Here is a 20,951-nt window from a genome sequence, read left to right on the forward strand (position 1 = left end):
CGGTGCTGAGATGAGTCGATGAGCTCTTGTGGAGCAGGTCAGGAGAGCCCGAGCTCGTCGTCGAGGAGATCGAAGATCTCGTCTGCCGTAGCGGACTGGATTTCACGGTCTTCTGCGGTGCTGTCCGTAGCACTTTGCGTTTCATTCCACTTCGACAGGAGGTCGCGCAGGCGGGTGGTGATGCCGGGGCGCTCGATGTCGTCCGGGGCGATCGTGGCGAGGATCGCCTCGAGCTTGTCGAGCTCCGCGTGTACGGGCGGGTGTCCGGCCGCGCCGGCGGCGCCCTCCAAGCTCAGCTCCTCGCGCAGATACCCGGCGAGCGCGGTGGGCGTCGGGTAGTCGAAGATCAGCGTGACCGGCAGGCGCAGCCCGGCGGCGGCACCCAGTCGGTTGCGCAGATCCACGGCGGTGAGCGAGTCGAAGCCGAGGTCGAGGAAGCCGCGGCCGGCGTCCACGTCGTCCGGGGTGGCGTAGCCGAGGACGGCGGCCACATGGCTGCGGACGACCTCCAGCAGCTCCCGGTCGCGTTCGGTCTCCGAGAGCCCGGAGAGCCGTTCGGCGAGCGAGCCCGCGGCGGAGTCGGCCAGGGTCCCGGCACCGGTGGCGCCGGTGTCGGCGGAGCGCCGTACGGGGGTGCGGACCAGGCCGCGCAGCAGCGGCGGCAGCAGCCCGGCGGCGGCCTGGCCGCGCAGCGCTCCGGTGTCGATGCGGATCGGGACGAGTACGGCCTCGGGCAGGGTGCCCGACAGGTCGAACAGGGCCAGGCCCTCGTCCTGCGGGAGGGCCGCGAAGCCACCGCGCGAGATGCGGGTCACATCGGAGGCGTCGAGGCTTCCGGCCATGCCGTCGGCCGCCGCCCACAGGCCCCAGGCCAGCGAGCTCGCGGGCAGGCCCTGGGCGTGGCGGTGCTGGGCGAGCGCGTCCAGGAAGGTGTTGGCCGCGGCGTAGTTTCCCTGTCCCGAGCTGCCGAAGGCACCGGCGGCCGAGGAGAAGAGCACGAACGCGGCCAGGTCCAGCTCGCGGGTCAGCTCGTGGAGGTTCCACGCCGCGTCCACCTTGGGACGCAGCACGGTGTCGATCCGCTCACCGGTCAGCGAGCTGATCACGCCGTCGTCCAGGACGCCCGCGGTGTGCACCACGGCGGTCAGCGGATGCTCTGCCGGGATCGCCGAGAGGGTGGCGGCCAGGGCGTCCCGGTCGGCGGTGTCACAGGCCGCCCAGGTGGCCTCGGCGCCCATCTCGCCCAGTTCGGCGGCGAGTTCGGCCGCGCCCGGTGCCTCGCCACCACGGCGGCTCACCAGCAGCAGACGCCGCACCCCGCGCTCGGCCACCAGGTGGCGGGCGAAGAGTCCGCCCAGGGCGCCGGTGGCGCCGCTCAGCAGCACGGTGCCCTCCGGGTCGCCGAGTCCGGTCGGCTCGGGGGTGTCCGGCCGGGCCGGGACCCGGGCGAGCCGGTAGGCGTGGCCGGTGCCGGAGCGCAGGGCGAGCTGCGGTTCGTCGGTGGCGAGCGCCGACGGGAGGGCCCGCTGGGAGGCGTCGGTGCCGTCGAGGTCGACCAGGACGAAGCGGCCGGGGTTCTCCGACTGCGCGGACTTCACCAGGCCCCAGGCGGTGGTGTGGGCCAGGTCGGCGATGTCCTCGCCGGGGGTCGCCGCGACCGCGCCACGGGTGACGAGGACGAGGCGGGTGTCGGCGAACCGCTGGTCGTTCAGCCAGTTCTGGACCAGGTCCAGGGTGTTCCTGGCGACGGCCCTCGCGGTGTCGGGCAGGGCCGCCGCGCCGCCGGTGGCGGCGAGCGGTGCCACGACCACGTCGGGGGCGGACGCGCCGCCCTCGAGCGCGGTGGCGAGCGCCGCGAGGTCCGCGTAGTCGTCCAGCCGCTCGCCCGCGACGGTGAAACCGGTGGCCGGGAAGCCGGTGGCGGCGCCGAGGGTCACCCAGCGCTCGCCCAGCGGGATGTCGGTGGCGGACGCCGTGAGGGCGGGCAGCGCTTTCCAGTCAGGACGGAACAGCGACTCGTGGTGTGCGGCGCGCGAGGCGTCGAGCTGCTCGGTCGACAGCGGCCGCAGTACCAGGCCGTCGATGGTGGCGACGGCGGCGCCGGTGCCGTCGGCGAGGTGCAGCGACACCCCGTCGGCGCCCGGCCGCAGCCGTACGCGCAGCGATGCGGCGCCCCCGGCGTACAGCCGTACGCCGGTCCAGGCGAACGGCAGCCGCGCCCCTTCGTTCTCCTCGCCCTCCGGGGCGAGGCCGAGGGTGTGCAGGGCGGCGTCCAGCAGCGCCGGATGCACCCCGTACGCGGCGGCCTCGGGCTCGAAGCCCTGGGGCAGCCGGATCTCGGCGAACAGTTCGTCGCCGCGCCGCCAGGCGGTGTGCAGCCCCTGGAAGACCGGGCCGTAGCCGAGTCCGGCGGTGGCCGCGCCCTCGTAGAACTCCTCGGTGGCCAGGGCCGTCGCGTCAGCCGGGGGCCATACGCCCAGGTCCGCCCGCTCGGCGTCGGTCGCCTGCTCGCTCGGGGCGAGGAAGCCGGTGGCGTGGCGGATCCACGGCTCGTCGGCGGGGACGTCCTCCCGGCGGGAGTGCAGGGTCAGCGAACGGCGCCCGGTCTCGTCGGCCGCCGCGAGCTCCAGCCGCAGCTGGACGGCGCCCTGTTCGGGCAGGACCAGCGGCGCCTGGAGGGTCAGCTCCTCGACCGTGTCGCAGCCCGCCTCGTGGCCGGCCCGCAGCGCGAGTTCGACGAAGGCGGTGCCGGGCAGCAGCACGGTGTCCATGACGGCGTGGTCGGCCAGCCACGGGTGGGTCAGCAGCGACAGCCGCCCGGTGAACACGAAGCCGCCGGTGTCGGGGAGTTCCACCGCCGCGCCCAGCAGCGGGTGGTCGGCGGTACCGAGGCCCGCGGAGATCACGTCCTCGACGGAGATGCCCACGTCGAGCCAGTAGCGCTGGCGCTGGAAGGCGTAAGTGGGCAGCTCCACGCGGCGGGCGCCGCGCCCGGCGTAGACCGCCGCCCAGTCCGGGGCCGCGCCGCGGACATGGGCGTGGGCGAGGGCGGTGGCGAGCGCCTGGGCCTCGGAGCGGCCACTGCGCAGGGTGGGGACGAACGCCGCGTCGGTGCCGGCCTCCCCTTCGGTCCCGGTCCCGGTCCCGGTCCCGGTCCCGGTCTCCGTCTCGGCGAGGCAGTCCTCGCCCATCGCGGAGAGCACCCCGTCCGGGCCGAGCTCCAGGAAGGTGGTCACACCCTGGTCGCGCAGGGTGCGGACACCGTCGGCGAAGCGGACGGACTCCCGGACATGGCGCACCCAGAACTCCGGCAGGCGGATCTCGTCGGCGGAGACCACGGTGCCGGTGAGGCAGGACACCAGCGGGATCTTCGGGGCGTTGTAGGTCAGGCACGCGGCCAGCTTGCGGAAGTCCGCGAGCATCGGGTCCATGTGCGGCGAGTGGAAGGCGTGGCTGACCGTGAGCCGCTTGGTCTTGCGACCCCGCGCCTCGAAGTCCGCCGCGATCTGCGTCGCCGCGTCCTCGTCACCCGCGATGACCACGGAGTGCGGGCCGTTGAGGGCGGCGATGCTCACGCGGTCGGTGAGCAGCGGCGTCACCTCGTCCTCGGACGCCTGGAGAGCGATCATCGCGCCACCGGCGGGCAGCTCCTGCATGAGGCGGCCACGGGCGGCCACCAGCACGGAGGCGTCGGCGAGCGAGAACACACCGGCCACATGCGCGGCGGCCAGCTCGCCGATGGAGTGGCCGGACACGTAGTCCGCCTTCAGACCCCACGCCTCGACCAGCCGGAACAGCGCCACCTCGATGGCGAACAGCGCGGGCTGGGTGAAGCCGGTCTGGTCGAGTGCCTCGGCGTCGTCACCGAACAGCACATCGCGCAGCGGCCGTTCGAGGTGCCCGTCCAGATGCGCGCACACCTCGTCCAGCGCCTGTGCGAAGCGCGGGAACGTCCGGTACAGCTCGCGGCCCATGCCGAGCCGCTGGCTGCCCTGGCCGGTGAACAGGAACGCCACCTTGCCCTCGGTGGCGACACCGCGCAGCGCCTGCGCCGGATGGTCACCGCGCGCCAGCGCGTCCAGCGCGTCCAGCGCGTCGTCGTGGCCCTCGGCGACCAGGGCGACGCGGTGTTCGAGCGCGGCGCGGGTGGTCGCGAGCGAGAAGCCCAGGTCGGTGAGGCCGGCCCGGGGTTCGGCGGCGATCCGCGACCGCAGCCGCCGCGCCTGCGCCCGCACACCGTCCTCGGTGCGGGCCGACAGCAGCACGGGCACGTACGGCAGGGCCTCGGGCTCCGTCGCGGGCTCGCTCGACTCGGGGGCGGGCGGCTGCTCGATGATGGCGTGGGCGTTGGTGCCGCTGATGCCGAACGAGGACACCGCGGCGCGGCGCGGACGGCCGGTCTCCGGCCACTCCATCTGCTCGGTGAGCAGCGACACCGCGCCCGCCGACCAGTCCACGTGCGGCGACGGCTCGTCCACGTGCAGGGTGCGCGGCAGCACACCGTGCCGCATCGACAGCACCATCTTGATGATTCCGGCGACACCGGAGGCCGCCTGGGTGTGGCCCAGGTTGGACTTGACGGAGCCCAGCCACAGGGGCCGCTCCGCGTCCCGCTCCTGACCGTAGGTGGCCAGCAGCGCCTGCGCCTCGATCGGGTCGCCCAGCGTCGTGCCCGTGCCGTGCGCCTCGACCACGTCCACCTCACCGGTGGTCAGGCGGGCATTGGCCAGCGCCTGGCGGATGACGCGCTGCTGGGACGGGCCGTTGGGCGCGGTCAGGCCGTTCGACGCACCGTCCTGGTTGACGGCGCTGCCGCGCACGATCGCGAGCACCTCATGGCCGTTGCGGCGGGCGTCCGACAGCCGCTCCAGCAGCAGCATGCCCGCGCCCTCGCCCCAGCCGGTGCCGTCGGCGGCCGCCGCGAAGGACTTGCAGCGGCCGTCCCTGGCCAGTCCGCGCTGGCGGCTGAAGTCGATGAACGTACCCGGGGTGAACATCACCGTGACACCACCGGCCAGCGCCAGCGAGCATTCGCCCTGGCGCAGCGCCTGTGCGGCCAGGTGCAGTGCCACCAGCGACGACGAGCAGGCCGTGTCGACCGTGACGGCCGGGCCCTCCAGACCGAAGGTGTACGCCACCCGGCCGGACACCACACTGCTGGAGCTGCCGGTGCCGAGATAGCCCTCGACCTCGTTCGGAACGGCGTGCAGCCGGGATCCGTAGTCGTGGTACATGACGCCCGCGAACACACCGGTCCTGCTGCCGCGCACGGACAGCGGGTCGATACCGGCGCGCTCGAACGCCTCCCACGACGTCTCCAGCAGCAGCCGCTGCTGCGGGTCCATGGCCAGCGCCTCGCGCGGCGAGATCCCGAAGAACGCCGGGTCGAACTCGGCGGCGTCGTGCAGGAATCCGCCCTCGCGGGCGTAGGAGGTGCCCTGGGTCTCCGGGTCCGGGTCGTAGAGCGCCTCGAGGTCCCAGCCGCGGTTGTCGGGGAAGCGGGAGATGCCGTCCTCGCCCGCGGCGAGCAGCTGCCACAGCTCCTCGGGGGTGGTGACCCCGCCGGGGTAGCGGCAGCTCATCGCCACGATGGCGATCGGCTCGTCGTCGGTGGCGGCCATGACCGGCACCGGGGTGTGCACCGCCGGGGTCTGCGCGCCGACGAGTTCGGTGCGCAGATGGCGGGCCAGGACCTGCGGGTCCGGGTAGTCGAAGATGAGCGTGGCGGGCAGCCGCAGTCCGGTGACCGTGTTGAGCTGGTTGCGCAGCTCGACGGCGGTCAGCGAGTCGAAGCCCAGCTCCTTGAACGCCCGGCCCGAACCGATGGTCTCCGCACCGGCGTAGCCGAGCACGGTGGCCACCTGGCCACGGACCAGGTCCAGCAGCAGCCGCTCCTGCTCGGGCTCGGACAGCCCGGCGAGCCGCCCGGCAAGACCGGTCTCGCCGGCCGCCGCGACCGCGTCCACCGTGCGCCGCGCCGGGATCCGCACCAGACCGCGGAACAGGGGCGAGACCGCGCCACTGGCGGCCAGGGTGCGCAGGGCCGCGATGTCCACCCGCATCGGCACCAGCGACGCCTCGCGGACGGTCAGCGCGGTGTCGAGCAGCGCGAGGCCCTCCGCCACCGGCAGCGGCGGCAGTCCGGCCCGCCGCATCCGGGCGATGTCGGCCTCGTCCAGGGTGCTGCCCATACCGGCCCCGGCCCACAGACCCCACGCCAGCGCGGTGGCCGGCAGGCCCTGGGCGGCGCGGTGCTGGGCGAGGGCGTCCAGGAAGACGTTGGACGCGGCGTAGTTGCCCTGGCCCGGGCCGCCGAACACGCCGGAGGAGGACGAGAACAGCACGAAGGCCGTCAAGTTCAGGTCGCGGGTCAGCTCGTGGAGGTTCCACGCCGCGTCCACCTTCGGGCGCATGACGTGGTCGACGCGCTCGGGGGTGAGGGAGCCGATCACGCCGTCGTCCAGCACACCGGCGGTATGCACGACGGCGGTCAGCGGATGCTCGGCGGGGATGGCGGCGAGGGTCGCGGCGAGCGCGTCCCGGTCCGCCACATCACACGCCGCCCAGCGCACGCTTGCACCCATCTCGGCCAATTCGGCGTCGAGTTCGGCAGCACCAGGAGCCTGGTCGCCGCGACGGCTCACCAGCAGGAGCTGCCGTACGCCACGCTCGGCCACCAGATGCCGGGCCACCAGACCGCCCAGCGAACCGGACGCACCGGTCACCAGCACCGTGCCCTCGGAGTCGAGACCCCGGGCGTCGTCGGCCTCCGGCTCCACGGCCACCCGCGCCAGCCGCGGCACGGACACCGCGCCCGCGCGGATCGCCAACTGCGGCTCGTCCGAGGCCAGGGCGGCGGGCAGCGCACGCAGCGACTCGTCCCGGCCGTCGGTGTCCACCAGGACGAACCGGCCCGGGTTCTCCGACTGCGCCGAGCGCAGCAGACCCCACACGGCCGCACCGGCCAGATCCGCCACCGGCTCGTCGGCCTCGACGGCCACCGCGCCACGGGTCACCACGACCAGCGGGGCGTCCCCGAACCGCTCCTCGTCGAGCCACCGCTGGACGACATCGAGCGCCACGGCGGCGGCGCGGTGCGCCGCACGGGCCACCCGCTCACCGGTCTCGGCGGACGGCGACACGACGACGTACTCGGGCGCGGGCGCCGTGCCCGCGGTGACCGCATCGGCCAGCGTCGCAAGGTCCCCGTACGCCGTTGTCCCGAGCCCGAGCGGATCGGCGCCCAGCACCGCCCACCGGCCGTCGGCCGGCACATCGGCTCCGGCCGTGTCGGCGAGGCCGGTCGGCGTCGTCCACTCCAGGTGGAACAGCGACTCGTGGGAGGACGTGCGCGCGCTCCGCAGCTGCTCGGCCGAGACCGGGCGCAGCCCGAGCGTCTCGACGGCCGCGACCGGCGCACCGGTGGTGTCGGCGATCTCCAGCCGGACGCCCTCGGCGCCCGCGGGGGCCAGCCGCACGCGCAGCGCCGAGGCGCCGCTCGCGTACAGCGACACACCGGTCCAGGCGAACGGCAGCCGCCCTTCCCCACCCGTGTTGCCCAGGCCGGCCAGGCCGATGGCGTGCAGGGCGGAGTCCAGCAGCGCCGGGTGCAGGCCGAACGCGGCGGCCTCCTCGGCCGTCTCCTCGTCCAGCGCCACCTCGGCGAACACCTCGCCGCCGCGCTGCCACGCCCTGCGCAGCCCCTGGAACGCGGGGCCGTAGGCGAAACCGATGTCCAGCAGGCCCTCGTAGCGGCCGTCCAGCTCCACCTCGGCCGCGTCCGCCGGGGGCCATGCGCTCAGCTCGAACGACGCCTCCGGACGGCCGCCGGACGCCAGGACACCGGCGGCGTGCCGGGTCCATGGCTCCTCGGCGGGCAGGCTCTCCAGCCGGGAGTGCAGCGACAGCGGGCGGCGGCCCGTTTCGTCGGCCGCACCGACCGACAGCCGCAGCTGGACACCGCCCTGCGCGGGCAGGACCAGCGGCGCTTCGAGGGTCAGCTCTTCGAGGTAGTCACAGCCGACCTGGTCACCGGCGCGGATCGCCAGCTCCACGAACGCGGTGCCGGGCAGCAGCACGGTGTCCAGGATGGTGTGGCCCGCGAGCCACGGATGGGTCGAGAGCGCCAGCCGCCCAGTGAACAGCATCCCGTCCGCGTCGGGCAGTTCGGCGCTGGCGCCGAGCAGCGGATGCTCGGCCTCGCCCAGCCCGACCGCGGCCACATCGCCGAGGAACAGCGAGGAGACCTTCGGCCAGTAGCGCTGCCGCTGGAAGGGATACGTCGGAAATGCGGTCAGCTCGACCTGCGCGGCGCCGGTTCGGGCGTAGTACGCCGCCCAGTCCACCGCCGCCCCACGCACATGCGCCCGCGCGACGGCCGACAGCAGGGCCTCGGCCTCGGGACGGTCCTTGCGCAGCACGGCGGCGAAGGCGGCGTCCTCGCCGGTCACACACTCCTGGGCCATGGCGGTGAGGACACCGTCGGGGCCGAGTTCGACGTACGTGGTGACGCCCTGGGCCTCCAACGTGCGGACGCCGTCGAGGAAGCGGACGGCCTCGCGGACGTGGCGCACCCAGAAGTCGGCGGTCGTGATCTCCTCGGCGGAGACGACGGTCCCGGTCAGGTTGGACACGATCGGAATGCGCGGGGCCTCGTAGGTCAGGCCCTCCGCGACCTCGCGGAACGCGTCCAGCATCCCGTCCATGCGCGGCGAGTGGAACGCATGGCTGACCGTGAGCCGCTTGGTCTTCCGACCCCGCGCCTCGAAACCATCGGCAAGCGCGACAGCCTCGTCCTCGTCACCCGCGATGACCACCGACGCCGGCCCGTTGAGCGCGGCGATGCTGACCCGCTCGGTCAGCAGGGGCAGCACCTCGTCCTCCGACGCCTGCACCGCGATCATCGCGCCACCCGCCGGAAGCTCCTGCATCAGCCGCCCGCGCGCCGCCACCAGCTTCGCCGCGTCCGCGAGCGACAGCACATCCGCCACGTGCGCGGCGGCCAGCTCGCCGATCGAATGCCCGGAGAGGAGGTCCGCCTTCAGTCCCCATGCCTCGACCAGGCGGAACAGCGCCACCTCGACCGCGAACAGCGCGGGCTGGGTGAAACCGGTCCGGTCCAGCGCCTCGGCGTCCTCGCCGAACAGCACCTCCCGCAGCGGCCGCTCCAGATGCGCGTCCAGGTGGGCGCACACCTCGTCCAGCGCGTCCGCGAACACCGGGAAGGTGTCGTACAGCTCACGGCCCATGCCGAGCCGCTGGCTGCCCTGCCCGGTGAACAGGAAGGCCAGCTTGCCACCGGCCACCGCGTCCTGAACGAGCCCGGCCGCCGTACGCCCCTCGGCGAGCGCCTCCAGGCCGGACAGCAGCCCGTCCCGGTCCTCCGCGACGAGCACCGCGCGCTCCTCGAAGGCGGTACGGCGCGTGGCGAGGGTGAACGCCACATCGGTGAGGTCCAGCTCGGGGCGCTCGCCGAGGTGGGCGCGCAGCCGTACGGCCTGGTCGCGCAGGCCCTCGGGGGACTTGGCGGAGAGCACCCAGGCGGCCGGGACGCCGGACCGGGGCGCGGCGGCGGGCGCCGGGTCCTCGGTCCCGTCCGCGTCCGCGGGGGCCTGCTCGATGATGGTGTGCGCGTTGGTGCCGCTGATGCCGAACGAGGACACGGCGGCCCGGCGCGGACGGCCGGTCTCCGGCCACTCCCGCGCCTCGGTCAGCAGCGAGACCGCGCCCGCCGACCAGTCCACATGCGGCGACGGCTCGTCCACGTGGAGAGTCTGCGGCAGCATGCCGTGCTGGATGGCCAGCACCATCTTCATCACACCGGCGACACCGGCCGCGGCCTGCGTATGGCCGAAGTTGGACTTGATGGAGCCGAGCCACAGCGGCTGGTCGGCGTCGCGCTCCTGGCCGTAGGTGGCGAGCAGGGCCTGGGCCTCGATCGGGTCGCCCAGCTTGGTGCCGGTGCCATGGGCCTCGACCGCGTCCACCTCGGACGCGGAAAGACCCGCACCGGCCAGCGCCTGCCGGATCACCCGCTGCTGCGAGGGACCGTTCGGCGCCGTCAGACCGTTGGACGCACCATCCTGGTTGATGGCGCTGCCACGGACGACCGCCAGCACCGGGTGGCCGTTCTCGCGGGCCTCGGACAGCCTCTCGACGAGCAGCATGCCCACGCCCTCGCCCCAACCGGTGCCATCCGCACCAGCCGCGAACGCCTTGATCCGGCCATCCTCCGCCAACCCCCGCTGACGGCTGAAGTCCACGAACGAACCCGGCGTCGACATCACCGTCACACCACCGGCCAACGCCAACGAGCACTCACCCGCCCGCAACGCCTGAATCGCCCAGTGCAACGCCACCAACGACGACGAACACGCCGTATCCACCGTCACCGCCGGGCCCTCAAGACCCAGCGCATACGACACCCGACCAGACAACACACTGGCCGCGTTGCCCGTCCCCATGAAGCCTTCGGAGCCGTCGGGGGCGGACAGGATGACGGGCAGATAGTCCTGGCCGTTGGTACCGGCGAACACGCCGACCTGCTGACCGCGCAGCGTGGTCGGGTCGATCCCGGCCCGCTCGAACGCCTCCCACGAGGTCTCCAGCAGCAACCGCTGCTGCGGATCCATGGCAAGCGCCTCACGCGGCGAGATCCCGAAGAAAACGGGGTCGAACTCGGCGGCATCGGCCAGGAATCCGCCCTCGCGGACGTAGCTGGTGTGCTCGCCCGTGCCCTCCGGGTCGTACAGCGTCTCCAGGTCCCAGCCGCGGTCGGCGGGGAAGCCCGTCACCGCGTCCTGCCCGGACGCCAGCAGCCGCCACAGCTCCTCGGGCGAGCGCACGCCACCGGGGAAGCGGCAGCTCATGCCGACGATCGCGATGGGGTCGTCGTCCAGCGCCACGCCAACCGACGACGCACCGGACACCACCGGGCGCGAGCCGATGAGTTCGGCCCGCAGATGGTCGGCGAGGGCGATCGGGGTGGGGTAGTCGAAGATGATGGTGGCGGGCAGCTTCAGCCCGGTGAGGGTGGAGAGCAGGTTGCGGATCTCGACGGCGGTCAGCGAGTCGAAGCCGAGGTCGCGGAAGGCGCGGCTGGGCTCCACCGAGTCCGGTCCGGGGTGGCCGAGGACGACGGCCACCTGGGTGCGGACGAAGTCCAGGGCGATCTGGTCGCGTTCCTCGTCGGTGCCGGCGTCGGTCAGCCGCTGGGCCAGCGAGGTGGGCTGGCCGGGGATGGCGGGGCCGCCGGTGGCGGTGCGCGCCGCCTCGATCGCGCGGCGCGCCTCGGCGAGCTCGGCGAGCAGCGGGTTCGGGCGGTGGCCGGAGAGGCCGGGCGCGAACCGGTCCCATTCGATGTCGACGACGAGGGAGAACGTCTCGTCCAGGTCGAGCGCGGCGCCCAGGGCGGCGGTCGCCGGTTCGGGGGCGAGGGCGGGCAGCCCGGACTGCCGGAGCCGCTCGGCCACCAGCTCGTCGGTGGCCATGCCGCCGTCGGCCCAGGCGCCCCAGGCCATGGAGGTGGCGGGCAGGCCCTCGGCGCGGCGCTGCTCGGCGAGCGCGTCGAGGTAGGCGTTGGCGGCCACGTAGTTGGCCTGGCCCGCGGCGCCGAAGGTGGCGGCCATGGAGGAGAAGAGCACGAAGGCGGACAGGTCGAGGCCGCGCGTGAGCTCGTGCAGATGGCGGGCGGCGTCGGCCTTGGCGCGCAGCACATCGGCCATCCGCCGCGGGGTCTGCGCGTCGAGCACACCGTCGTCCAGCACTCCGGCGGCGTGCACGACCGTGGTCAGCGGAAGGTCCGCGGGGACGGTCGCCAGCAGCCCGGCGAGGGCGTCGCGGTCGGCGACGTCGCAGGCGGCGATGGTCACCTGGGCGCCGAGAGCGGTGAGTTCGTCGCGCAGCTCGGTGGCGCCGGGGGCGTCGGGGCCGCGGCGGCTGGTCAGCAGGATGTGCTGGGCGCCGTGGGCCACGAGCCAGCGGCCGACGTGGCCGCCGAGGGCGCCGGTGCCGCCGGTGATCAGCGCGGTGCCGTGGGTGCTCCAGCCGTCGCCGGTGGTCTCGTGGTGCGGTGCGCGGGCCAGCCGGCGGACGTGGATGCCCTGCGGGCGGATCGCGAGGTGGTCCTCACCGCTGATGCCCTCGGGCCCGGCGAGGATGTCGGCGAGCCGCCCGAGGGCGCGGTCGTCGGCGGTCTCGGGCAGGTCGATCAGACCGCCCCAGCGCTCGGGGTGTTCGAGGGCCGCGGTGCGGCCGAGGCCCCAGATCTGGGCCTGGTCGGGGCTGCTGAGCCGGTCGGAGCGGCCGACGGAGACCGCGCCGCGGGTGGCGGCCCACAGCGGGGCATCGACCTCGGCGTCACCGAGGGCCTGGACGAGGGTGAGGGTCCCCGCGAGCCCGGCGGTGAGGGAGGGGTGCCGGTCGTGCGGGCGCTCGTCCAGGCCGAGCAGGGAGAGCACACCGTCGATGTGCGGGGCCCCGCCGGTCTCCGGCGCCGGGTCCGGGGTCAGAGCCGTGCGGATGCGCTCGGCGAGGGCCGTGCGGTCGGCCGTGGTGCCGTCGACCGCGATCTCGTGGACCGTGACACCGCGTTCGGCAAGCAGCCGCAGCGACTCGGCCACCCAGGGGTCCTCCGCGCCCCCCTCGGGAGTGACCACGAGCCAGGTGCCGGTGAGCGGCTTGGCCTGGGTCTGTGGCAGCGGTGTCCAGGTGATGCGGTAGCGCCAGCCGTCGACGGTGGTGTCGACGTGGCTGCGCCGACGCCACGCGGACAGGACGGGCAGCACCTCGCTGAGGGGCTGGTCGCCGTCGAGGCCGAGGGTGTCGACCAGGGCGGCCAGGTCCTCGCTGTGCACGACCTCCCAGAACCGGGCGTCGGCCACGGCCGGGGCGGCGGCTTCGGCTTCGGCGGGGTCGGGGCCGTACGAGAAGGGGTTGGCGGGCCAGTAGCGCTGCCGTTGGAAGGCGTAGGTGGGCAGCTCGACGCGGCGGGCGCCGGTGCCCGCGTAGTACGTGGCCCAGTCCACGGGCACGCCGCGGACCTGGGCCTGGGCGAGCGCGTGGCCCAGGGTGCGGGCCTCGGGGCGGCCGGAGCGCAGGGCGGGCAGGAACGCGAACGTGCGGTTCCGGCCGCCGGTCACGCACTCCTGGGCCATGGCGGAGAGCACTCCGTCGGGGCCCAGTTCGACGAAGGTGGTCACGCCGTGGTCCTCGAGGCGGCGGACGCCGTCGAGGAAGCGGACGGCCTCGCGGACGTGGCGGACCCAGAAGTCGGGCGTGGTGATCTCGTCGGCGGAGACGATCGCACCGGTGAGGTTGGAGACGATCGGGATCTTCGGAGCCTCGTAGGTCAGCCGCTCGGCGACCTGACGGAAGTTCTCCAGCATCCCGTCCATGTGCGGGGAGTGGAAGGCGTGGCTGACGGTGAGCCGCTTGGTCTTGCGGCCCCGCGCCTCGAAGGACGCCGCGATCTCCAGCGCCGCGTCCTCGTCACCCGCGATGACCACCGAGGTGGGCCCGTTGAGCGCGGCGATGGAGACGCGCTCGGTCAGCAGCGGCGCCACCTCGTCCTCCGACGCCTGCATCGCGATCATCGCGCCACCGGCGGGGAGTTGCTGCATGAGCTGGCTGCGCGCGGCCACCAGGGCGGAGGCGTGGGTGAGCGAGAGCACCCCGGCGACATGGGCGGCGGTGAGCTCGCCGATGGAGTGACCGGCGAGGAAGTCGGGGCGCAGTCCCCAGGATTCGACGAGGCGGAAGAGGGCCACCTCGATCGCGAACAGCGCGGGCTGAGTGAAACCGGTCCGGTCGAGCGTGGCGGCGTCGTCGCCGAACAGCACGTCCTTCAGCGGCCGGTCGAGGAAGCGGTCGAGCTGGGCGCAGACCGCGTCCAGCGCCTCGGCGAACACCGGGTAGGTCTCGTACAGCTCACGGCCCATGCCGAGCCGCTGGCTGCCCTGGCCGGTGAAGAGGAACGCGACCTTGCCCTCGGCGGCCAGCCCCTCGGCCAGCTCGGGGTGGTGGCGGCCTTCGGCGAGCGCGTCGAGGCCCGCGAGGAGTTCGTCGTGATCGGCCGCGAGGACCACGGCACGGCGGTCGAGGGCGGCGCGGGTGACGGCCTGGGAGTAGCCGAGGTCGGCGAGGCGGTGGCCGGGGTTGGCGGTCAGATGGGTCCGCAGCCGGAGGGCCTGGGCGCGCAGCGCCCGCTCGTCCTTGCCGGAGAGCACGACCGGGACCAGGGGCGGTTCGGCCCGCTCCGGCTCCGGTTCGCCGCTCTCGGCGGGGGCGGCGAGGGCCGGGGGCTCCTCGAGGATGGTGTGCACATTGGTGCCGCTCATGCCGAACGACGAGACGCCCGCACGGCGCGGGGTCGCGCCCTCGGGGTCCTGGGGCCACTCGGTGGTGGCGGTGAGCAGTTCGACGTCCCCGGCCGTCCAGTCGACGTGCGGGGTGGGCTCGGTGAGGTGGAGGGTCTTGGGCAGCACACCGTGCCGCATCGCCATGACCATCTTGATGACACCGCTGACACCGGCGCCCGCCTGGGCGTGGCCGATGTTGGACTTGATGGAGCCGATGAGCAGCGGTTTGCCCTCGGGCCGGTCCTGGCCGTAGGTGGCGAGCAGCGCCTGGGCCTCGATGGGGTCGCCGAGGGCGGTGCCGGTGCCGTGGGCCTCGACGGCGTCGACCTGATCGGGGCTGAGGCGGGCGTTGGCCAGCGCCTGGAGGATGACGCGCTGCTGCGAGGGGCCGTTGGGCGAGGTGAGGCCGTTGGACGCGCCGTCCTGGTTGACGGCGGAGCCACGGACCACGGCGAGGACCGGGTGGCCCTTGCGCTGGGCGTCCGACAGCCGCTCGACGAGCAGCATGCCGACGCCCTCGCCCAGGCAGAAGCCGTCGGCCTCCGGGGCGAAGGGCTTGGAGCGGCCGTCGAGGGCCAGTCCGCGCATCTTGCTGTAGTCGACGAAGACGCCGGGCGCGCACATGAGGGTCGCGCCGCCGGCGAGCGCGAGCGAGCATTCTCCGTTGCGCAGCGCCTGGACGGCGAGGTGGAGCGCCACCAGCGAGGAGGAGCAGGCGGTGTCGACGGTGACGGCCGGGCCCTCGAAACCGAAGGTGTAGGAAAGGCGGCCGGAGGCGACGCTCGCGGCGTTACCGGTACCGAAATAACCCTCGAAGTTCTCGTTGGAACTGAGGATCGCGCCCAGGTAATCGTGATTGCTGGTGCCGACGAAGACGCCGATCTGCCGGCCGCGCACCGCGACCGGGTCGATTCCGGCCCGCTCGAACGCCTCCCAGGACGTCTCCAGCAGCATCCGCTGCTGCGGGTCCATGCCGAGCGCTTCTCGCGGACTGATGCCGAACAGCGCCGGGTCGAAATCGGCTATGCCGTCGACGAATCCGCCCTCGTGCACATAGCTGGTGCCGGGGTGGTCCGGGTCCGGGTGGTACATCGTGTCGACATTCCACCCGCGGTCCAGCGGGAACTCGCTGACCGCGTCGACGCCCTCGCTGACGATGCGCCACAGGTCCTCGGGCGACTGAACGCCCCCGGGATAACGGCAGCCGATCCCCACGATCGCGATGGGGTCGTGGTTCTTCGCCTCGGCCTCTTGCAGGCGGAGGCGAGTCTGGTGCAGATCCGCCGTTACCAGCTTGAGGTAGTCCCGCAGCGTCTCTTCATTCGCCATTTACGCAATCCAATTACGGCAGACGGCATCGGAAATGCTCCACAGATCCTCAACAGGGGAGCCGGTAACCAACAACCAAATCAGTCGACTTCTCGCTGAGAGGCTATGTGCGAACTAACCCTCACAACAACCCCTAGATGCCCCCTACGACCCCCTGGAGACCCAGGGAGCGATAGGGGGCAACCGGTATTCAGCAACTCTATTGAAGGATATGGAAAATCCTGGCCGACATCGAGAACGACGTCAATAGCAGAATTCCCGTCATGCCCTTCCGAGACCCTTGTTGATGAATGCGAAGAGCTCTTCGTCGCTGGCCGACTGGAGCTGCTCGGCGTCGACCGTGTCCTTCGCCGGGCGCTCCGGCGCCGCCGTGGTGGCGGGTTCGGCGGTGACCGCCGTGCCGTCCGACTCATTCCACTTCGCCATCAGCGACTGCAGGCGCATGGTGATCCGGGCCCGGGTGATGTTGTCGGGCGCGGTGCCGGTGAGCGCGGTCTCCAGCTTGTCGAGTTCTTCGAGCACCGCGGTGCCGTCGGCCGCCTCGTCGGGCGCGATCCCGGCCCGCAGGTAGGCGGCCACGGCGGCCGGGGTCGGGTGGTCGAAGATCAGGCTCGGGGGCAGCTTCAGCCCGCTCGCGGCGCCGAGCCGGTTGCGGAGTTCGACGGCGGTCAGCGAGTCGAAGCCCAGCTCCTTGAAGGCCCGGCCCGCCTCGATCGCCTGGGCGCCGGAGTGGCCCAGCACGGCGGCCACCGCGCTGCGCACCAGATCCAGCAGCACCCGCTCCCGCTCGGTCTCCGGCAGCGCCGCGAGCTGTCCGGCCAGGGCCGCCCCGGCGGCCGCGCCGCCGCCGTCGGCCTCGGCGGTGGCCATCTCCTCGACGACCTCGCGGGCCTCGGGCAGCTCGTGCAGCAGCGGACGCGGCCGGTCGGCGGTGAAGGCGAGGGTGAAGCGCCGCCAGTCCATGTCGATGACGGTCAGCGCGGTCTCGTCCCGGTCCAGTGCGTGCTGGAGGGTGGTGGTGGCCGGTTCCGGCGCCATCTCGTTGATGCCGTGGCGGCGCATCCGGTCGCCGACCGCGCCGTCCACCGTGGCGCCGTCGCCCCACGGGCCGAAGGTCAGCGTGGTGGCGGGCAGCCCGTCCGCGCGGCGCTGTTCGGCGAAGGAGTGCAGGAAGGCGTTGCCGGGCGCCTGGTTGCTCTGGCCGGGTGCGCCGAAGGTGGCGGAGAAGTGCGAGCACAGCACGAACGCGGTCAGGTCCAGGTCCCGGGTGAGCTCGTGCAGATGGCGCGTGGCGTCCACCTTGAGCCGCAGCACCCGCTCGACCTGATCCGGGGTCAGCCCCTCGATCACGCCGTCCTCGATGACCGCGGCGGTGTGCACGACGGCGGTCAGCGGCTGGTCGGCCGGGATGGCCGCGAGGGTCTCGGCGAGCGCCGCGCGGTCGGTCACATCGCAGGCGGCGAGGGTGACCTTGGCGCCGAGCTCGGTGAGCTCGGCCTCCAGCTCTACGGCCCCGGGGGCGTCCGGGCCCCTGAGGCTCGCCAGCACCAGGTGGTCGGCGCCGTTGCGGGCCAGCCACCGGGCGACCTGCCCGCCCAGCCGTCCCGTACCGCCGGTGACCAGCGTGGTGCCGGTCGGCTTCCAGGACCGTACGGCGGAGGTGTCGGCCAGCGGGGCGCGCACCAGGCGGGGCACGAAGAGGCCGGTGGCGCGGATCGCGGCCTGATCATCGTCGCCGTCGGAGGCGAGGAGGCCCACCAGCCGGGCCAGGGCGCGCTCGTCGGGCGTGGCGGGCAGGTCGATCAGACCGCCCCAGCGCTCCAGGTGTTCCAGCGCGGCGACCCGGCCCAGTCCCCAGACGAGCGCCTGCTCGGGGGCGGCCGGCCGGTCCGAAGCGCCGACGGAGACGGCGCCGTGGGTCAGGCACCACAGCGGGGCGCCGATTCCGGCGTCGCCGAGGGCCTGGATCAGCGCGAGCTGGGCGGCGGTTCCGGCGGGCAGCGAGGCGTGTCCGGGGTACGCGCCTTCGGCGGGGGCCAGCAGCGAGACGACCCCGGCGAACGAGCCGCCGTCGGCCTCGGCGAGCGCGGTGCGCAGCCGCTCGGCCAGCTCGTCGCGGCCGTCGGCGCCGGTGTCCACGGCGATCCGCCGTACGTCGGCGCCGCGTTCTGCGAGCACCCCGGCCACCGCGTCGGTCCAGACGTCCTCGGCGGCCGGGGCGACGACGAGCCAGCCGCCGGACAGCCGCGCGGACCGCTCCTCGGCCAGTGGCTTCCACGTCACGCGGTACCGCCAGCCGTCCACTGTGGACTGCTCACGGGCCTGCTTGCGCCAGGTGGCCAGGGCGGGCAGAACGGCGCTCATGGGCTGATCGCCGTCGACGGTCAGCTCGGCGGCCAGCGTCTGCCAGTCCTCGGCCTCCACGGCGGCCCAGAACTTGGCCTCCACGGGGTCGTGCCCGGTCTGCCCGGCGACCCGTGCGGGCGCGGCCTCGGGCCAGTAGCGCTGCTGCTGGAAGGCGTAGGTGGGCAGTTCGATACGGCGGGCGCCGGTGCCGTCGAACACGGCCTCCCAGTCGACGCTCACCCCGCGCGACCACGCCTCGCCGACGGAGGCCCAGAAGCGGCCCTGTCCGCCCTCGTCACGGCGCAGCGAACCGATCGCGGCCGCGTCCACACCGGCGTCCTCGGCGGTCTCCTGCACACCCGTCGTCAGCACGGGGTGGGCGCTGGACTCGATGAACACCCCGAAACCCTCGTCCAGCAACCGCCGGACGGCGCCCTCCAGCTCCACCGTGCGACGCAGATTGGTGAACCAGTACTCGGCGTCCAGCTCGGAACCCTCGGCCCACTCCCCCGTCACCGTCGACAGGAACGGCACCTGGGCGCTCTTCGGCTGTACGGGGGCCAGCAGCTCCAGCAGCTCCTCGCGGAGCAGTTCGACCTGGGCCGAGTGCGAGGCGTAGTCCACCGGCACCCGGCGGGCCCGCACCTCATCGGCCTCGCAGGACGCCAGCAGCTCGTCCAGCGCGGTCGGCTCACCGGAGACGACCACCGAGGACGGCCCGTTGACCGCCGCGATGGAGATGCGCTCCTCGCCCCAGGGCTCGATGCGTTCGCGCACGTCCGCCACCGGCAGCGCCACCGACACCATGCCGCCCTTGCCCGCCAGCACCCGGCCGATCGCCTGGCTGCGCAGCGCCACCACACGGGCAGCGTCCTTCAGGGACAGGATCCCCGCCACATACGCGGCGGCGATCTCGCCCTGCGAGTGGCCGATCACCGCGGACGGCACGACACCCAGCGAACGCCACAGCTCGGCGAGGGACACCATCACGGCGAACAGCACCGGCTGGACCACATCCACCCGGTCCAGCGACGGCGCGCCCTCGGCCCCCCGCAGCACATCCGCCAGCGACCAGTCGGTGAACTCCGCCAGCGCCGCGGCACACTCCTCGATGTGGGCCGCGAAGACGGGCGAGGCGTCCATCAGCCCCACGCCCATCCGCACCCACTGGGACCCCTGCCCGGGGAAGACGAACGCCGTCTGCCCCGCGACCACCGTGCCCCGCTCCACACCGGCCGCCATGCCGCCGTCGGCGAGCGCGTTCAGCCCGGCCATCAGCTCCTCGCGGTCCCGGCCCTGGACCACACCGCGATGGTCCAGCGCGGAGCGGGTGGTGGCCAGCGACAGGCCGATGTCCACCGGGCGCAGCGCCGGTTCGTCGTGGAGCCGGTCCAGCAGCCGCCGCGCCTGGGCGCGCAGCGCCGCCTCGCTCTTGCCGGAGAGCACCCACGGCAGCACACCCGGCTGCTTGGACACCAGCTCGACCGGGCCCGGCTCCTCGGCGGGGGCCTGCTCGATGATGGTGTGCGCGTTGGTGCCGCTGAAGCCGAAGGAGGAGATGGCCGCACGGCGCGGGCGACCGGTCTCGGGCCACGGTGTGGCCGACCTGACCAGCGCGACCTTCCCCGCCGCCCAGTCGATGTGCGGGGACGGCTCGGAGATGTGCAGCGATTCGGGCACCACCCCGTGCTCCATCGCCAGCACCATCTTCATCACCCCGGCGATGCCCGCGGCGCCCTGAGTGTGGCCGATGTTGGACTTCACCGATCCGAGCAGCAGGGGCAGTTCCTCGGGCCGGTCCTGGCCGTAGGTGGCCAGCAGCGCCTGCGCCTCGATCGGGTCGCCCAGCGAGGTGCCCGTGCCGTGGGCCTCGACGACGTCCACATCGCCGCCGGACAGCCGGGCGTTGGCCAGTGCCTGCTGGATGACGCGCCGCTGGGAGGGGCCGTTGGGCGCGGTCAGACCGTTGGACGCACCGTCCTGGTTGACGGCGGAGCCGCGCACCACGGCCAGCACCTTGTGGCCCCGGCGACGGGCCTCCGAGAGCCGCTCCAGCAGCAGGACGCCCACGCCCTCGGCCGGGCCGAAGCCGTCGGCGTCCGCCGAGAACGCCTTGCAGCGGCCGTCCTGCGACAGCCCGCGCTGGCGGCTGAACTCGATGAACAGACCGGGGGTGGACATCACATGGACGCCGCCCGCCAGCGCGAGCGAGCACTCGCCCAGCCGCAGCGACTGGACGGCCAGGTGCAGCGCCACCAGTGACGCGGAGCAGGCCGTGTCCACCGTGACGGCCGGGCCCTCGAGGCCGAAGACGTAGGAGAGCCGGCCGGAGACGACGCTGCTGGCGTTGCCCGTGCCGAGGTGGCCGCCGAAGTCGTCCTCGGCGTCGAGCGCCACCGAAAGATAGTCGGAGGCGTTCATCCCCGCGAAGACACCGGTCCGGCTGCCGCGCAGGGACGCCGGGTCGATCCCGGCCCGCTCGAACGCCTCCCAGGAGGTCTCCAGCAGCAGCCGCTGCTGCGGGTCCATCGCCATGGCCTCACGCGGCGAGATCCCGAAGAACGCCGCGTCGAACCGGGTGGCATCGCCCAGGAACCCGCCCTGGCGGGTGTAGGTGGTGTCCGGGGTGTCCGGGTCCGGGTCGAACAGGTTCTGCAGGTCCCAGCCGCGGTCGGCCGGGAACTCCGTCTGCGCCTCGCCACCGGAGGCCATGAGTTCCCACAGCTCCTCGGGGGTGCGCACACCCCCGGGGAAGCGGCAGCTCATGCCCACGATGGCGATCGGCTCATGGGCCTGGTCGTCGACCTCCTGCAGCCGCCGGTGGGCGGCGGTGAGGTCGGTGGTGACCTTCTTCAGATATTCGCGGAGCTTGGCTTCGTTCGCAGTCGCCATGGACGTTCACCTATTCGCAATGCTCTG

The 20,951-nt window shown here is 73.5% G+C and carries 2 protein-coding genes and 9 pseudogenes; all 11 read right to left on the reverse strand.

The features are described 5' to 3' along the window. Window positions 1–38: 38 nt before the first annotated feature. The 11 genes and pseudogenes from AS97_RS48970 to AS97_RS17670 all read right to left on the reverse strand — a co-directional run bounded on the left by AS97_RS48970 (window position 39) and on the right by AS97_RS17670 (window position 20,924). Window positions 39–842, reverse strand: coding sequence for a phosphopantetheine-binding protein (locus tag AS97_RS48970; protein ID WP_349017639.1), 804 nt, complete (start codon window positions 840–842; stop codon window positions 39–41). Between the two features lie 72 nt (window positions 843–914). Next, window positions 915–2,129: pseudogene (locus AS97_RS48975) on the reverse strand (beta-ketoacyl reductase); the annotation flags it as partial. Beyond that, window positions 2,103–2,591 (reverse strand): annotated as a pseudogene (locus AS97_RS48980) (polyketide synthase dehydratase domain-containing protein); the annotation flags it as partial. The pseudogenes AS97_RS48975 and AS97_RS48980, both read right to left, overlap by 27 nt. Then, a pseudogene (locus AS97_RS48985) lies at window positions 2,586–2,975 on the reverse strand (hypothetical protein); the annotation flags it as partial. The pseudogenes AS97_RS48985 and AS97_RS48980, both read right to left, overlap by 6 nt. A gap of 102 nt (window positions 2,976–3,077) precedes the next feature. Further along, window positions 3,078–3,974: pseudogene (locus AS97_RS48990) on the reverse strand (acyltransferase domain-containing protein); the annotation flags it as partial. 210 nt (window positions 3,975–4,184) lie between these two features. After that, a pseudogene (locus AS97_RS48995) lies at window positions 4,185–4,523 on the reverse strand (ketoacyl-synthetase C-terminal extension domain-containing protein); the annotation flags it as partial. A 12-nt stretch (window positions 4,524–4,535) separates the two neighbouring features. After that, window positions 4,536–4,880 (reverse strand): annotated as a pseudogene (locus AS97_RS49000) (polyketide synthase); the annotation flags it as partial. 30 nt (window positions 4,881–4,910) lie between these two features. Next, window positions 4,911–5,621, reverse strand: a pseudogene (locus AS97_RS49005) (polyketide synthase); the annotation flags it as partial. A gap of 114 nt (window positions 5,622–5,735) precedes the next feature. Then, window positions 5,736–6,191 (reverse strand): annotated as a pseudogene (locus AS97_RS49010) (beta-ketoacyl reductase); the annotation flags it as partial. Window positions 6,192–6,206: 15 nt separating this feature from the next. After that, window positions 6,207–15,668: pseudogene (locus tag AS97_RS49015) on the reverse strand (type I polyketide synthase); the annotation flags it as partial. A 279-nt stretch (window positions 15,669–15,947) separates the two neighbouring features. Beyond that, a complete protein-coding gene (locus tag AS97_RS17670; protein WP_210565253.1) occupies window positions 15,948–20,924 on the reverse strand; it encodes a type I polyketide synthase in 4,977 nt (1,658 codons plus the stop codon). Window positions 20,925–20,951: the final 27 nt, after the last annotated feature.

The organism is Streptomyces sp. AgN23 (assembly GCF_001598115.1).
In the GTDB taxonomy this organism is placed as follows: Bacteria; Actinomycetota; Actinomycetes; order Streptomycetales; family Streptomycetaceae; genus Streptomyces; species Streptomyces antimycoticus.